At 62.1% G+C, this 14,316-nt stretch carries 15 protein-coding genes and 2 pseudogenes; 13 read left to right on the forward strand and 4 right to left on the reverse strand.

Annotated features, from left to right (window positions below; translation table 11 throughout):
* The first annotated feature begins 78 nt into the window (after window positions 1–78).
* From HZZ13_RS02745 to HZZ13_RS02755, 3 genes are read left to right on the forward strand one after another with little or no spacing between them, the layout of a single operon-like run.
* On the forward strand, window positions 79–1,191 hold the full coding sequence (locus HZZ13_RS02745; protein WP_197958139.1) for a DUF2336 domain-containing protein: 1,113 nt from the start codon (window positions 79–81) through the stop codon (window positions 1,189–1,191).
* A complete protein-coding gene (locus tag HZZ13_RS02750) occupies window positions 1,188–1,520 on the forward strand; it encodes a PilZ domain-containing protein (RefSeq protein ID WP_197958140.1) in 333 nt (110 codons plus the stop codon). Before HZZ13_RS02745 ends, HZZ13_RS02750 begins: the two co-directional genes overlap by 4 nt.
* 51 nt (window positions 1,521–1,571) lie before the next feature.
* Entirely contained in the window at window positions 1,572–2,690 is a 1,119-nt protein-coding gene (locus HZZ13_RS02755; RefSeq protein ID WP_197958141.1) for an HD-GYP domain-containing protein, read from the forward strand.
* 26 nt (window positions 2,691–2,716) lie between these two features.
* Here HZZ13_RS02755 and HZZ13_RS02760 read toward each other — a convergent pair whose 3' ends face one another.
* A complete protein-coding gene (locus HZZ13_RS02760; RefSeq protein WP_175422601.1) occupies window positions 2,717–2,920 on the reverse strand; it encodes a hypothetical protein in 204 nt (67 codons plus the stop codon).
* Window positions 2,921–3,052: 132 nt separating this feature from the next.
* The gene (locus tag HZZ13_RS02765) at window positions 3,053–3,730 is read right to left on the reverse strand and encodes a nitroreductase (RefSeq protein WP_197958142.1); all 678 of its coding nucleotides are present in this window, start codon (window positions 3,728–3,730) and stop codon (window positions 3,053–3,055) included.
* 115 nt (window positions 3,731–3,845) lie between these two features.
* On the opposite strand from HZZ13_RS02765, the pseudogene HZZ13_RS02770 reads away from it, so the two are divergent.
* The 4 genes and pseudogenes from HZZ13_RS02770 to HZZ13_RS02785 all read left to right on the forward strand — a co-directional run bounded on the left by HZZ13_RS02770 (window position 3,846) and on the right by HZZ13_RS02785 (window position 7,389).
* A pseudogene (locus HZZ13_RS02770) lies at window positions 3,846–4,807 on the forward strand (alpha/beta hydrolase).
* Between the two features lie 4 nt (window positions 4,808–4,811).
* A complete protein-coding gene (locus HZZ13_RS02775) occupies window positions 4,812–5,708 on the forward strand; it encodes a dienelactone hydrolase family protein (RefSeq protein WP_246504282.1) in 897 nt (298 codons plus the stop codon).
* Between the two features lie 93 nt (window positions 5,709–5,801).
* Window positions 5,802–6,050, forward strand: coding sequence for a hypothetical protein (locus tag HZZ13_RS02780; RefSeq protein WP_197958144.1), 249 nt, complete (start codon window positions 5,802–5,804; stop codon window positions 6,048–6,050).
* Between the two features lie 286 nt (window positions 6,051–6,336).
* A complete protein-coding gene (locus tag HZZ13_RS02785; protein ID WP_246504283.1) occupies window positions 6,337–7,389 on the forward strand; it encodes a type II asparaginase in 1,053 nt (350 codons plus the stop codon).
* An 89-nt stretch (window positions 7,390–7,478) separates the two neighbouring features.
* Here HZZ13_RS02785 and HZZ13_RS02790 read toward each other — a convergent pair whose 3' ends face one another.
* Window positions 7,479–9,101: an ABC-F family ATP-binding cassette domain-containing protein gene (locus HZZ13_RS02790; RefSeq protein ID WP_197958146.1), complete on the reverse strand. Its 1,623-nt coding sequence runs from the start codon at window positions 9,099–9,101 to the stop codon at window positions 7,479–7,481.
* A gap of 87 nt (window positions 9,102–9,188) precedes the next feature.
* Between HZZ13_RS02790 and HZZ13_RS02795 the strand changes: the two are divergent.
* A pseudogene (locus HZZ13_RS02795) lies at window positions 9,189–9,883 on the forward strand (DUF3750 domain-containing protein); the annotation flags it as partial.
* 81 nt (window positions 9,884–9,964) lie between these two features.
* On the opposite strand, the gene HZZ13_RS02800 reads toward HZZ13_RS02795, so the two are convergent.
* Entirely contained in the window at window positions 9,965–10,627 is a 663-nt protein-coding gene (locus tag HZZ13_RS02800) for a hypothetical protein (protein ID WP_197958147.1), read from the reverse strand.
* 696 nt (window positions 10,628–11,323) lie between these two features.
* On the opposite strand from HZZ13_RS02800, the gene HZZ13_RS02805 reads away from it, so the two are divergent.
* From HZZ13_RS02805 to HZZ13_RS02825, 5 genes are all read left to right on the forward strand, one after another.
* Window positions 11,324–11,539 (forward strand): dodecin family protein, encoded by a 216-nt coding sequence (locus tag HZZ13_RS02805; protein ID WP_197954753.1) that lies wholly within the window; start codon window positions 11,324–11,326, stop codon window positions 11,537–11,539.
* A gap of 161 nt (window positions 11,540–11,700) precedes the next feature.
* Window positions 11,701–12,012 carry a hypothetical protein gene (locus HZZ13_RS02810; RefSeq protein WP_197958148.1) on the forward strand — a complete coding sequence of 104 codons (312 nt, stop codon included), beginning with the start codon at window positions 11,701–11,703 and terminating at the stop codon, window positions 12,010–12,012.
* Window positions 12,013–12,160: 148 nt separating this feature from the next.
* Complete coding sequence (locus HZZ13_RS02815; RefSeq protein WP_197958149.1) at window positions 12,161–12,343, forward strand: hypothetical protein; 183 nt, start codon at window positions 12,161–12,163, stop codon at window positions 12,341–12,343.
* 48 nt (window positions 12,344–12,391) lie between these two features.
* Window positions 12,392–12,718: a GcrA family cell cycle regulator gene (locus HZZ13_RS02820; RefSeq protein WP_197958150.1), complete on the forward strand. Its 327-nt coding sequence runs from the start codon at window positions 12,392–12,394 to the stop codon at window positions 12,716–12,718.
* A 1,217-nt stretch (window positions 12,719–13,935) separates the two neighbouring features.
* Window positions 13,936–14,274 carry an H-NS histone family protein gene (locus HZZ13_RS02825; protein ID WP_197958151.1) on the forward strand — a complete coding sequence of 113 codons (339 nt, stop codon included), beginning with the start codon at window positions 13,936–13,938 and terminating at the stop codon, window positions 14,272–14,274.
* The last annotated feature ends 42 nt before the right edge of the window (window positions 14,275–14,316 follow it).

The raw sequence follows: 14,316 nt of genomic DNA on the forward strand, positions 1-14,316 counted from the left end.
CAAAATTAAAAATTAACGGATTTAAGGCGCAATATCGAACGTTGTATAGTCAAATTTTTTTAAAATTCAGGCTCTGCCATGACGGCAAATTCGCCTGTTGATAATTTGGTCGAGTTGGAGAACGCGGCTGCAACATGTCCGCTGGACCGGTGCACTCGCATCCTCTCAGGTATATTGCAACTGCTCACCAGCAGCCGAGACCAATCGCAGGAATTGCTCGCCGACGTGGCCGACGGCGTCCTGCTGCGGCTGATCGAGCGGGTCGAGGCCAGCACCCTGGCCGACGTCAGCAAGACGATCGCAGAGCTCAAACTGGCTCCGCCAAGGTCCCTGCGACGTCTCGCCTCGCATCACGATCCTGACGTCGCCTGCCCTGTCTTGCTCCGCTCGCAGTCACTGTCCACGGCCGATCTCACGTCGATCGTAGCTGCGAGCGGCGAACGACAGCAATGTGCGATCGCCGGCCGCGCGCCGATCGATCCATCGGTGATCGAGACCCTGATCAAGTGTGGCGCCCCCAGCGTTTGTCTCGCACTGATCGGCAATAGGGAGGCAAGATTCTCCGATACAGCTTACGTTGCGCTGATTGAGAAGTGCCTGTCGGATGACGAACTGACCAGAGCTCTGGCGCTCAGGCCGGACACGCCCGACCGGGTCATGCGAAAGTTGTTGTCGGCCTCACCGGTGCCGAAATCCGGCATGGGGCCGAACGCCACCGTCTCGCTTCAAGCCGCAACGGCCGCACCAATCGACGCCAAGCTACCCTCCGCGGCCGCCTATGCAAGCGCGCGGCCGGAGATCGTTGCACTCAACCGCATCGGCAAGCTCAACGATTCCAAGGTGAACCGCTTCGCCATCCGCGGCGAGACCGCCAACCTCATTACCGCGCTCTCGGTGCTTTCGGGCGCTCCCATCGAAATCGTCGAGCATGTCATGACCGACGAGGATTGCGAAGGTCTCCTCATGGCCTGCCGCGCCTCGCGGCTGAACTGGCAAACCACGCTCGCCATCCTGAGCAACCGCAGCGGCACACGGCTTTCCTTCGCCGAGCGCGAACGCGCGCAGCACATCTTCGAGACGCTGCTGCTGTCGACCAGCCAGTGGACGGTGCGTTGGGGCGAAATTGCCGCAAACGCCAAGAAAAGCGCCCGGGGACACCGCGACGCAAAAAAGATGGGGGTTAGCCGATGAAGTTCGACGGTCGCAAAGCCTTTCGCGTGAAGATGGACCACAGGCAGCCGGTCAATCTCATGGGATCCGACGGCACCTGGCGGCGCAATTGCGTCTTGCTCGACGTGTCGCAGACGGGCGCGAAGGTCGAGGTCGAGGGCACGCTCGACGTGCTCCAGGCCAAGGAGTTCTTCATGCTGCTGTCGTCGACAGGCCTCGCCTACCGGCGCTGCGAGTTGGTCTGGATCGACGGCACCACGGCTGGCCTCCACTTCGTCACGGCACACGGCAAGAAGAAGCAGGCGAGTACGCCGGCTGCCGCAACGCAGAGCTCCGCACAGGCCAAATAGACCGAGAATTCGTCCCATCGATTGGAGCTCGCGACATCCCAGGTCATATCCGTGCAGAACGCGCAAACCACACTCAGGCCCACCAACCGTGGCGGCATCGCGGTCGCTGGAGCGGCGCGCCCGTTCGTGCATGTGCTGGCCGACACGTCCGACAAGCTGGCCGGTCTGTGCTCGATCCTCGAGGAACGCTTTTCCGTCGCGGGCGAGCGGTTGGACGCCGAGGCCAAGCTGTCAGAGGTGCCGTCCGCCATCGTCGTTCGCGCGGAGCTCCGCGATCTCGACAACATCGCGGCGATCAAGAAGCGGGCGGGCAAGCTCGCAAAAGCGAAGAAGCGGATTTTCCTGCTGGAGCACACCTCGCATGTCGGCGTTTCCCAGGCCTATGCGCTTGGAGCGACGCTGGTCCTGCCAGCCACGATCGACCGGGCGAGGCTGCTGGCGGCGCTGTTGGATCCGGCTGATCCGCTCTCGACTTCGTCGCACGCGATCGCGCAAGCCGACAATGCAGTCGAGACCGCAGCGACCGCTATCGCGTCCATGTTTACCTCCGTCACCCTGGGCCAGCCGCTTGACGTAAACGGCACCAAGCAAGCCGGTCGCCAGATCGCCGATCGCATCACCCAGCATGGCCTGACGGAATGGCTCATGACGGTGCGGCGCCATCACGAAGGAACCTATCAGCATTGCCTGCTGGTGACCGGTGTGGCGATCGACTTCGGACTGAGCCTTGGCGTCGGCAGAGCCGACCTGGGACGCCTCTACTCGGCGGCCATGTTCCACGACATCGGCAAGGCTCAGATTCCGCTCGCCGTCCTCGACAAGCCCGGCCGCCTCGATCCCGCCGAGCGCGCATTGATCGAGACGCATCCGACCGCCGGCTACGAGTTTCTCAAGGACCATGACGGGATCTCGCCGGAGATTCTCGACGTCGTTCGCCATCATCACGAGTACCTGGACGGGAGCGGCTATCCCGACGCGCTCTGCGCCGAAAGCATTGGCGACATCGTCAGGATTCTAACGATCTCGGACATCTTCGCAGCGCTGATCGAGCACCGGCACTACAAGCCGACCATGCCGCGCGCGGAGGCCTACGATGTTCTGTGCGGGATGACAGGGAAGCTGGACAAGGCGCTGGTCCGCTCGTTCAAGCAGGTCGCGCTCACGCGGTGAGCGCTGTAACCCGTCTCAAGCGCAGCCTAATGCGTCGCACGATAGCTGGCGCGGCGCGGGATGGAGCGGCAGGCCAGCCCGTCGGCCAGCAGCTTCATGTCCTCGTGCCGGCCGCTGCGAATCAGTCGGCCGAACTCTTCGGGTGTGAAAGGAAGACTTGGGTCATCATCGATCTTGTGCCGCAATCGCGGACCGAAGAACCGCCGAACCAGGCTAGCCAGCCGCCGCATATCAATTCCCTCGCGCCAGCAACAAACCTCTCAGTCCGCGTATTGTTCCTCCCGCAACTTCGAGATTGCAAGAGGCCACGCGCGACACCGCACCAAAAATTTCCGCCAGAGAAAAATCTCCTCTTGCTCGCGCTAATCGGCAAAACCCACGTAACGCACGAACTGGTGGTTGTGCTCGCGGTCCGAGCGCACCGCGTTCGCGGCAAAGCCGTCGTCGGGATAGCCCATCGCAACGCAGGTCATGATGACCTCGTCTTCCGGAATCCTGGCGACCTCGCGCACGATGTCGGAGCGCATGATGCCCTGCCCGTTGATGACCGAGCCGAGACCGCGGTCCCACGCCGCGAGCACGATGCCGTAGCAGAGCGCGCCGAGATCGAAATGGCAGACCGCGCCGGGATCGAGCACGCGGTCGTAGGTCAGCACCAGCGAGACCGGCGCGTCGAACTGGCGAAAGCCGCGCAGCACCCAGTCCTGCCGCATCGGCTTGTCGTCGCGCGCGATTCCCATCGCGCCGAACAGCTTCTTGGCGATGTCGACCTGCCGGGTGCGATGCACGCCCTGGTATTCGCCATGACTGATGATGTCGCGCTTGACCTTGGCGCCGCCGGCCATCTCCTCCATGTTGCGGCGACGCACCTCCTCCAGAGGATGTCCCGTGAGCACATGGACATGCCAGGGCTGGGTGTTCATCGACGAGGGCGCGCGCTTGGCGCTCTCGATGATCGCCTCGATCACCGCGCGCGGCACCGGCTCGTTCTTGAAGCCACGCACGCTGCGGCGCGACTGGACCAGCGTCTCGAATTCCACCTCGTGAACCTCCCTGCCCGTTCGTCCGGCATTGCGACGCACGCCGGTTGCCGATGCGGCCCGGCAAAACCTATGCTAATGACCAAGCAAGACCAAGAACCCTGTGAGGATAGTCATGGCCGCGCCGCTCGACCCCGTCATCGCCCAGATCATTCCGCTCATGCCGATGCGCGATCCCAAGGTCATGACGCCACAGAGCGCCCGCGATTCCTTGCGCGCACTGGCTGCCTCGCGTGCCGCCATTCCGCCGCCGCCCGTCGACAGCGTCGAGGATATCGAGGTCAAAGGCGGCGCCGGTCCGCTTCGTGCGCGGGTCTACCGGAACGGCGCCGCGCCGGCACCGACCGTGGTATTCTTCCATGGCGGCGGCTGGGTTGCGGGCGATCTCGAAACCCACGACCGGCAGGCGCGCAACCTTGCGATCGAGACCGGCGCGGTGGTGGTCTCCGTCGATTATCGCCGCCCGCCAGAGACGCGCTTTCCCGGCGCCTTCGAGGATGCCTTCGCGGCGGTGAGCGACGTGTTTGGCCGCGTCGCGGAATTTGGCGGTGACGCAAAGCGCTTCGGCGTTGCCGGCGACAGCGCCGGCGGCAATCTCGCGGCGACGACCGCGATCGCCTGCCGGGAGGCCGGCATCAAGCTCGCCGCCCAACTGCTGGTCTATCCTGTCACCGACGTTGTCGGCGCTTATGCCGATGCGCGCGAGAACGCGCGCTATCCCTCGCGCAGCGAGAATGCCGATGGCTACTTCCTCACGCGCGCGACGATGGAATGGTTCTGCGGCCACTATTCGCCGATCCCGCGCACGCCACCGACTGGCGCGTCTCGCCGCTGCGGGCCGCATCCCTGGCCGGCGTCGCGCCCGCGGTCGTGACCACCGCCTGGTTCGATCCGCTGCGCGACGAAGGCGCCGCCTATGCGCGGGCGCTGGAGGCCGCCGGCGTGAAGGTCAAGCACCATGAGGGTCCCGGCCTGATCCATGGCTATTTCGGCATGGGCGACGCCTCCGACGTCGCGCGCGCCGAAGCGCAGCGCGCGCGGGCCGACTTCAAGGCATTGCTTACGCGCGGGATCTGATCAATTGCCATTCGGTCGACCGCAATCGCGGCGTCATCTCATCCGCAGCCTCGTCGGCCTGACGGCAACCTGGCTGTCGGTGGCGTCCGCTACAGCCGCACCGCAAACCGTCTCCTTTCGCAGCGCCGATGCCCGCACGGTGCTGGTCGGCTACCTGTTCCAGCCGGCCACGCCGGGCCCCTGGCCTGCGATCGTGATGCTGCACGGCCGCGGCGGGCCCTACTCGAGCAATGTCAACGCCGCGTGCACCACGGTCGACGCCCGTTCCACGTCGCCCTGCAACGCCGCAACCTTGTCCAAGCGTCACAGGATGTGGGGCGAATATTGGGCCGCGCATGGCTACCTCGCCCTTTTGCCGGACAGTTTCGGTCCGCGCGGCAAGGCACACGGCTTCGGCCGTTTCACCCATGGCGATCCCGATCGCGCCGACGTCAACGAGATGACCGTGCGTCCGCTTGATGCCGAGGGCGCGCTGGCCTATCTGCGCGGGCGCAACGACGTGATCGGCCGCCAGATCTTTCTCCAGGGCTGGTCCAACGGCGGCAGCACGGCGCTCAACATCGTGATCCGCCAAGGTGACAAGACCAACGGCTATCGCGGCTCCCTGGTATTCTATCCGGGCTGCGGACCGGCAGCGCTATTGGCGCCCATCGTCTCCACCGCGACGCCGATTGCGATGTTTCTCGGCGCCGATGACGAGGAGGTCTCGCCCGCAAATTGCCAGCGCCTCGCCGAGCGTTCGCGGCAGGCCGGCAGCCGGATCGATCTCACCGTCTATCCCGGCGCGAGCCACGGTTTCGACGAGCCCTCGTCGAAGCGGCAGTCCCTGCCGGAAAACCGGGCCGCGATGAACGACGCGCTCGTCAAGGCCGCAGCCGACCTCGAGCGCTGGAAAAATTAGACTGCAAGCGGAGGGCCGGTGCCGATCCTGCTTGATTGCGCCACGATTTGCGGCTCCAATCCGCGTGCCATTTCCGGTTTAGGGAGACAAATCATGATGAAGCGGATTTTCCTCGCTGCGATCGTTGCCAGCTTTGCGGCGGGCTCGGCCCTTGCGCAAGAAACCTGCGAAAGCAAGGCCGTCGGCAAGGACGGCAAGCCGCTGGCCGGCGCCGCCAAGACCTCGTTCCTGAAGAAGTGCAAGGAAGACGCCTGCGCGCCCAAGGCCGTCGGCTCCGACGGCAAGCCGCTCGTCGGCGCCGCCAAGAACAGCTTCATGAAGAAGTGCGAGACCAGCGCGTAAGGCGCAGTCCGTTCCCGTCTTTTTCAGCAAGCACAAACGAAATGCCGTGATGGCCGGGCAGCAGCGCGTGTGCGCGCTTGATGTCCCGGCCATTGCTTTTGTGCCTCCCCCGCCCGCCTTTTTCCGATACGCGCTGGGCGCGTAAAGCAAGCCCGTCGCGACCCTGGACAGAACGCAGCGGCTGACAGATCATGCAGCGCTGAGTGAACCGGGGCATCGACGAGACTTCCAACAAAGGATGGGCGAGATGTTGCAATTGCGAGTGCGTGATCACATCATGGCGACAATGAGCGTGCTCTTTATGCTGCTCATGATGGTTGACGTTGCCAAGGCAAGAGGCCCTGGCCTGCCCAACGTCACGGTTCTCGCAACCGGCGGCACGATCGCCGGCAGCGGGGCGAGCAGCACCACCGTCGTCGGGTATACCGCAGCCACGGTGGGCATCGAGACCCTCTTGAACGCCGTCCCCGAGTTGAAAACGGTGGCCAACGTCAAGGGCGAGCAGGTCTTCCAGATCGCCAGCGAGAACATGAACAATGATTATTGGCTGAAGCTCGCCAAGCGCGTCAATACGCTCCTCGCGCAGGACGACGTGGACGGGATCGTGATCACGCATGGGACCGATACTATCGAGGAAACCAGTTATTTCCTCAATCTGGTCGTCAAGAGCAAGAAGCCAGTGGTCGTCGTCGGTGCGATGCGGCCATCGACCGCGATCAGCGCGGACGGCCCGATCAACCTCTTCAATGCGGTGATCCTCGCAGGCAGTGAAGAAGCCGTGGGCAAGGGCGTGCTCGTCGCGCTCAACGATCAGATCAACGCCGCGCGCGACGTCACCAAGAACAACACGTCCACGGCGGACACCTTTCGTACGCCTGAACTCGGCTTTCTCGGCTACATGCAGGGCAACAAGCCGTATTTCTATCGGCAATCGACCCGCCGGCACACGGCGGATTCCGAATTCGACGTGTCCAACCTCGATGTGCTGCCGCAGGTCGATATCGTCTACGGCTACGCCAACATGAACCGGGTCGCGATCGACGCCTTTGTCGCCGCCGGCGCCAAGGGGGTCGTGCACGCCGGCGTGGGTGACGGCAGCCTGGCCCGTCCGGCGGTCGAGCCTGCGCTCGACGAAGCCCGCAAGAAGGGAGTCGTGATCGTTCGCAGCAGCCGCGTCGGCAACGGCATCGTCGCGCGCAATGGCGAGGCCAAGGACGATGAACACGACTTCGTGGTCTCCGATACGCTCAATCCCCAGAAGGCGCGCATTTTGCTGATGCTGGCCTTGACCAAGACATCAGACACCAAGGAGATCCAGCGGATGTTCTACGCTTATTAGAGCCTACTGGCGCTTAAGAAGGTAATCGAACGCGGCGCCGAACGGGTTGATCAGACAACCCGTCGGCGCCGGAAAATGGATCGGCAGGATCAGCTCCGCAACCCCGGCGCCTCCTGTCCGGTGCGCGCGACGTATTCGGTGTAGCCGCCGCCATATTGATGGATGCCCTCCGGCGTCAGCTCCAGCACGCGGTTCGACAGCGTCGCCAAGAAATGCCGGTCGTGCGAGACGAACAGCATGGTGCCCTCGAAATCCGACAGCGCATCGATCAGCATTTCCTTGGTGGCGAGGTCGAGATGGTTGGTCGGCTCGTCCAGCACCAGGAAGTTCGGCGGATCGAACAGCATCTTGGCCATGACGAGGCGCGCCTTCTCGCCGCCCGAGAGCACGCGGCAGCGCTTCTCGACGTCGTCGCCGGAGAAACCGAAGCAGCCGGCGAGCGCGCGCAAGGAGCCCTGCCCCGCGGTCGGAAACGCGTCCTCCAGCGACTGGAACACGGTGCGCTCGCCGTCGAGCAGATCCATCGCGTGCTGGGCGAAATAGCCCATCTTGACGCTGCCCCCGAGCGCCACGGTGCCCTCGTCCGGCTCGCTCGCGCCGGCCACCAGCTTGAGCAGCGTCGACTTGCCGGCGCCGTTGACGCCCATCACGCACCAGCGCTCCCGCCGGCGGATCATGAAGTCGAGCCCGTCATAGATGCGCTTTGAGCCATAGCCCTTGTGCACGTTCTTGAGCGCCACGACGTCCTCGCCCGAGCGCGGCGCCGGCGGGAAGTCGAACGCGACGCTCTGGCGGCGCCGCGGCGGCTCGACCCGCTCGATCTTGTCGAGCTTCTTGACCCGGCTCTGCACCTGCGCTGCGTGAGAGGCACGCGCCTTGAAGCGCTCGATGAACTTGATCTCCTTGGCGAGCATGGCCTGCTGGCGCTCGAACTGCGCCTGCTGCTGCTTCTCGTTCTGCGCCCGCTGCTGCTCGTAGAATTCGTAATCGCCGGTGTAGGTGGTGAGCGAGCCGCTATCGATCTCGATCACCTTGGAGATCACGCGGTTGATGAACTCGCGGTCGTGCGAGGTCATCAAGAGCGTGCCGTCGTAGTCGTGCAAAAACTTCTCCAGCCAGATCAGGCTTTCGAGGTCGAGATGGTTGCTCGGCTCGTCGAGCAGCATGACGTCGGGACGCATCAGGAGAATGCGCGCCAGCGCCACGCGCATCTTCCAGCCACCGGAGAGTTTTCCGACGTCCCCGTCCATCATCTCCTGGCTGAAGCCGAGCCCCGCCAGCGCCTCGCGCGCGCGGCCGTCGAGCGCATAGCCGTCGAGCTCCTCGAACCGATGCTGCACCTCGCCGTAGCGGGCGATGATCTCCTCCATCTGGTCGGCCTTGTCGGGGTCGGCCATGGCGGCCTCGAGCTCGCGCAATTCGGCCGCGACCTCGCTGACGGGACCGGCGCCATCCATCACCTCCGCCACCGCGCTGCGGCCAGACATCTCGCCGACGTCCTGGTTGAAATAGCCGATGGTGATGCCGCGATCGATCGAGACCTGGCCCTCATCGGGCAGTTCCTCGCCGGCGATCATCCGGAACAGCGTGCTCTTGCCGGCACCGTTCGGGCCGACAAGGCCGATCTTCTCGCCCTTGTTGAGGGCCGCGGAGGCTTCGATGAACAGGATCTGGTGGCCGGCTTGCTTGCTGACGTTGTCGAGGCGGATCATGAGTGTCTTTTGGGGGATTTTTGCGCTGCAGCGTCATAGGGCATGCAGGGCTTGAGGGGAAGCCCGGGACAGGCCGGGATCGGGCCAATTCGCTCGTTATCGCTCCGCGCCACGGCCGAAGCTCGGCGGCATCTCAGCGCCTTCGGCTCTGGCGGCGGCCTTGATGCGAACTATATGGTTGTCAAACGCCCGCCGCATCACTCCCTTGAAGAAGCCCTTGCTGATCTCTTCGGGGCGAGAACGGTGCGTTGGCGCAGCATTTTCGCGGTTCACACCTGGATCGTCGTGAAAGAGAAGGATGCGCCGACCTACACCCGCTATGACTAAACCGCGTGGGGCGAGCCGATCCGCACCAACGGCTTCGCGCCGGACGGACGGTGGTTCGGCGCTGCGCCAGAAATTATTGTCGCCGCGAGCGGCGGCGCGCCGAGGCGCTGATCCCGAAAATCCGATACGTGATCGAAAACTACCGGTTTCGGTCCTATGGAGATTACAGCGTCTGGCCCGGTCCCAACTCGAACACCTTCGTGCAGGCGGCGCTCGATGCCGTTCCCGAGCTCCGAGCCGTGCTGCCCCCGACCGGAATCGGCAAGGACTTCCCGTACACGGGCAAATGGGTCGGGCTGACGGCCTCAGGTACAGGCATCTATGCTTCGCTTGCCGGATATGTCGGCTTTTCCATCGGCTGGGTCGAAGGCCTGGAGATCAATTTCTTCGGCGCCGTGCTCGGGCTCGACATCCGACGCCCGGCGCTCAAGCTCCCCGGTCTCGGCCGCTTCGGGACCACGCCGGCCTGTAAGAGCAGCGATCCCAGCTTGTTCTGCGGGGATATTGCAATGTCCATCCCAAGCAGCCTCAATCTGTCACGGCGGCAAGAATGCTGCGACTGACCCGACGACTTCGCTGCTAGCTGCCGGTTGATGGGATCGGACGAAAATGAAACGGGAGGTAACGGGTATATCCGCCTCGGCTCGACCATCCTGGCCGATCAGGATCAATCCAGCGCCGCCATTTGCAACATTCAGAATAATCGGCACGCCGCTCCATGTCTTGATCGGCTCCATTCCGATGATGAGAAATTCGCCGACAGGTTGGTCGAAATATTGGATGCGCAATTGCGGGCCCACTTCGGCAGCAGCAAGTCTGAAGCCGAGCTGCTGGGCCCGTGCGTATACGTTGGCCAGGGTTACGGTATCGGAGGTAAACCCAAGCTGCGCAGGCGACAAATGGACGAGCTCGACATTTGTCTTCTGAGAGCTAACGGTGAACGTCGGCCGAGCAAGGATCTCTGCAGCCTGACCACCGACACTGCAGCCCCTGCTAGCGAGCTCGTTGCTTAAGGCAAGTGAGTTGGCAAAGGTACCTATCGCAATCGTCTTCCAGGTCGCAACGTCGCGAGCGGACCTGATAGGCTGTTCGGACGCCGGGGCCAAGCGCGTCTTGAGCGGGTTCTGCAAGACATCGCGGGCTGCACATTGAGCGGACGCGGTGCTCGCGAAGGGAATGACGCAGGCGGCTTGGAGCATGCAAGCCAAAACGTAGCTGCAAACTCGCCTTGCGCTTGAACGGCCACTACCCACCGCGCACCGGGCTCGGCTTCTGAAAGTAGACATGGCGATGGCTTTTTCTCGTTGGACAGAAAAGCCCGCCTCCGAGTCAATGGGAAGAACGGAGGAAAATGACGTCGATCAACATTCTCCGGCCGACTTTTGAAATGCGTCCGGAGGCGGGGCCTATGGCTAGAGTATTCCAATTTCCAAATGGCAGGCGGCAGTCCGTAAGCCTGATAACCCGCCTGCCCCATCAGCCCTTCGAGGCAATGATGTCGCTGGAACGTACCACCCAGAACAAATCGGCTCAACGCCAAAGTCGTGCAGCGGGATATTACTCTGATATTACTCTATGGACAGCAGTCCCCTCTTCCTGGCGCCGTCAAACGTATTTACAGCGTCGAGACTGAGAGACCTTGACCTTGGTGGCAATGACGACATTGGCGCGCAGATTTATATTCGCAAGTCAGCGGGCGCGAACGGAGATTCCATGACCGCGTCCATCCGGGCTGAAAATGCGAAGGTAATCTCCGACGGGACAACCCGAGTTCTTCTTTGGGCCGAACAGGAAAGTGACAGCCAGTCGGACCCTTTCCGCGGCATTCCCTTGGACGTATCAGCGTCGAGTTCCTGATGCTAGACTTCCTGCTCCTACCGACAAGGAGGACGAAAATGCCCGATAGCGTCTACAAGGTCATCGAACTGGTCGGTACCAGCACCGAGTCATGGGAGAAGGCGGCTGCCAATGCGGTCGAGCAAGCTGCTAAATCTCTCCGAGATCTTCGCATTGCGGAGGTCGTCAAGCTCGATATGCAACTGGATGACAAGGGAAAAGTCGAGGCCTTTCGCGCCAAGCTCAACGTGTCGTTCAAGTTCGAGGGCTCCTGAGCCTCAGCACCTCGCCCCCTCTCGGGCGAGGATGGCTCATTGGAAAGGAGCGTTGTGCGGTCCGCCCAGCCGGACGCTGTGGCCCATCGCCGAAGTTGGCACTAGCCCGAGCGGGACCGAAATGCTTTGATGCGAAGGGGCGAATGGCGCGTGGTGACCCAATGTACATGGTCATTCGCAAGTACAGCAGGGTTCGTTCGGTAGCGGACGCCGCTCGTCGCGCTAAGAGCGGCGTTGGTGAGATCCTGAGGCAATCGCCAGGATTCAGATCTTACTATGTGCTGGACGCGGGCGACGGTATCGGTATCGCCGTGATGATATTTGACGACCGGGAAAGCGCCAACGCAGCGAACGCCAAGATACTGGCATTCGTTCAAGCCAGTCTACCTGACCTCGAACTTGGCGTTCCCGAGATCGCTGCCGGCGAAGTTTTGGTGAACATAGAGGCCAATGGGGCCTCGGGCATCAAGTAGCCGAAAGTGCTGCCTGTCGCATGGCCTGCCGCCCGCTGATGATGCAGTCTACCTGACCCGCATCGCGCTTGCGGCGATCGCGCCCTGCCACATGCATTCGCCGGCCAAGAATTTACAAGCGCGCGTATTTTTCGAGGAGCACAGTGGCATGAAGCAACACACCTCCGAAGCATTTTCCACCACAGCCATCGGCTGGACACTGCTCATGCGGATGCGCATCGCGATGCCACCCAGGGATCCCGATGACGACGAGGAGGACGAAGACGAGGACGAGGACGAGCAAGACGATGATGACGAACCGGCGGTCGTGCGCGAGCCGGACGAAGATTGAAGACGAGAGACTAGTCCGAGTCCGGCAGTCGGCGTTATAATATCTCCCATGGGCTGGGATGCGAACGACATAACGCTTCTCAAGAAGCTCTGGTCCGCAGGACTGAGCGCGGCACAGATTGCACGCCACCTCGGCTGCAGTCGTAACGCGGTCTGCGGTATGCTGAACCGTCTGGGCCTGAAGCGCGGCCACAAGCCGCCCACAGCAAGGCCCCAGATAAGACCGGCCCCGAAGCTGAGGCCGTCGTCGGCAGCCTGCGCCGGTCCAATCGCGCAGAAGGTGTCCTCGAGTACCGCAGAGAGGAAGCAGCCAAAGGAATTAAGCAGGCAGCAGCTTTACGCCATTCTGGCTGAGGCGGTCAAAAATACTGGCTAACAGCTCACCACGAAGTCGTTGCGCTCCCGTCAATCTCGGGTCCGCCGCAACCACCAACGACGAGTTCTGCGAACGCTCGGATCAATACTCACCGCGAGATCGGCGAGGCTTGTTAGATGGGTCATCGCCTCGCGCAAATCACTGCGCCCCACCGATAGTCTGATCAACTCACTTGTTTTGCTGGGCCACAGGCTCCTGACGAGCGCACAATCGCGCGGCGAGGCGCCTTAACTCGCAACACGAACCCAGCACGTCATTCGAAACCAATACGAAGTCCGAATCGAAACAGATGCCCGTTAATTCGCTCGAAGAACCCTAATTGAGCGCCTTTAAACGATAATTTTGATTATGATTCATAATGATGATGACTCCGGCGCAACATTAAACAATATATGTTGAAAAACAAAATATATGGGAGGCTGGAATGGAAGTTGCCCGCCGATTTCGCGCAATGGCGTTGCTTTGCCGACAGACTGCCGCGCGCCATCCCGAGAGAAGCTGGAAGCTGCTCGCTGAGGCTGAGTATTGGGAGCATTTGGCGGCCACTGCTCTGGCTCACTGAGGCTCGGTCGACTGAATTTTCTCCTTTCCTTTATGAACTGCTTCGAGGCGCGCCATGTCCAGTATGCGTCAAGTTTATACTTGTGCTGTTCTGAGCGAGCGACTCCACGCTCTTGTGGCGGAGCTTAGAGAGCTTGAAAAGCTTCGAAGCAAGCTCCGGCGCGTAGAGGCCAGAACACTCGGCCGAAGACGACGTGTCGGACTAGGTCGCGGAGTAAGAGCCGCAAACTAACTCGGCGGCGAGATCGGCCGTCTGTTCAAGATTGAGCGATCGCACGGATTTCCGCTCGACGTTGAACCTCTGAACTCATGGATCTCGGCGGCGCGTCAGGTAACGTGCGCCGCGTATCGCCCTCTCGATGGGCGCAATCTCACCGCCCCTGTCGGGGCGCCCGTCGGGGCGGCGCGCGTACAGAGCTCTGAAGCGGCATCAGCCACCTTGAGTTCGAGCGCCGGCGGCGTCGCCGAAGCCCCAGGTCCGGTGCGCACCTTCTTAAATTTAAATGTTCCACCATGACATATTCGCCGTCACGCTCTTCTTCCTGCTAGCTCGAATTTTAATGTGGATTGTGCAGGTAATATTTAAATCTCGGGTTGTCCGTCCCTTCATTTTGCGGCTTGTGTGACTGGCCTTCTCACCAGAACCGGATCGTGCCATGAATGCCGCGCAATTTAATTCGCTTTCGCTTGACGAGCTCTGGATAGTTCACCAGCAGGTTACGGCCAGCCTTACTGAGAAGATCCTGGTGCAAAAAGCACGATTGGAGGAACGGCTCCACAAGATTGGACTCGCCAATGAGGCCAAACGGTTCGATCGCAAGCGCCGTCCATATCCGCCGGTCCGTCCCAAATATCGTAATCCGAACAACCCCGCAGAAACGTGGTCGGGTCGCGGTAGGCCACCTCGCTGGCTGCAACCGCAGCTTCGATGCGGCCGGAAACTAGACGATTTCTTGATCGAGCGGGCTTCGTTCAAAGGCGGCAGACGAGTTTAGCGCCGCGATCCCGGCCGCTGGAGGCCTGGCGCAAAGAAGTAC

This window comes from Bradyrhizobium agreste, from assembly GCF_016031625.1.
GTDB lineage: Bacteria > Pseudomonadota > Alphaproteobacteria > Rhizobiales > Xanthobacteraceae > Bradyrhizobium > Bradyrhizobium agreste.

Bases quoted from the DNA above. Each gene is read 5' to 3' on its own strand.
- HZZ13_RS02760 (WP_175422601.1), bottom strand. From the start codon at position 2,920: ATGCGGCGGCTGGCTAGCCTGGTTCGGCGGTTCTTCGGTCCGCGATTG.
- HZZ13_RS02790 (WP_197958146.1), bottom strand. From the start codon at position 9,101: ATGATCCGCCTCGACAACGTCAGCAAGCAAGCCGGCCACCAGATCCTG.
- HZZ13_RS02780 (WP_197958144.1), top strand. From the start codon at position 5,802: ATGATGAAGCGGATTTTCCTCGCTGCGATCGTTGCCAGCTTTGCGGCG.
- HZZ13_RS02820 (WP_197958150.1), top strand. From the start codon at position 12,392: ATGGGCTGGGATGCGAACGACATAACGCTTCTCAAGAAGCTCTGGTCC.
- HZZ13_RS02825 (WP_197958151.1), top strand. From the start codon at position 13,936: ATGAATGCCGCGCAATTTAATTCGCTTTCGCTTGACGAGCTCTGGATA.
- HZZ13_RS02805 (WP_197954753.1), top strand. From the start codon at position 11,324: ATGCCCGATAGCGTCTACAAGGTCATCGAACTGGTCGGTACCAGCACC.
- HZZ13_RS02750 (WP_197958140.1), top strand. From the start codon at position 1,188: ATGAAGTTCGACGGTCGCAAAGCCTTTCGCGTGAAGATGGACCACAGG.
- HZZ13_RS02745 (WP_197958139.1), top strand. From the start codon at position 79: ATGACGGCAAATTCGCCTGTTGATAATTTGGTCGAGTTGGAGAACGCG.
- HZZ13_RS02785 (WP_246504283.1), top strand. From the start codon at position 6,337: ATGAGCGTGCTCTTTATGCTGCTCATGATGGTTGACGTTGCCAAGGCA.
- HZZ13_RS02815 (WP_197958149.1), top strand. From the start codon at position 12,161: ATGAAGCAACACACCTCCGAAGCATTTTCCACCACAGCCATCGGCTGG.
- HZZ13_RS02800 (WP_197958147.1), bottom strand. From the start codon at position 10,627: ATGCTCCAAGCCGCCTGCGTCATTCCCTTCGCGAGCACCGCGTCCGCT.
- HZZ13_RS02810 (WP_197958148.1), top strand. From the start codon at position 11,701: ATGTACATGGTCATTCGCAAGTACAGCAGGGTTCGTTCGGTAGCGGAC.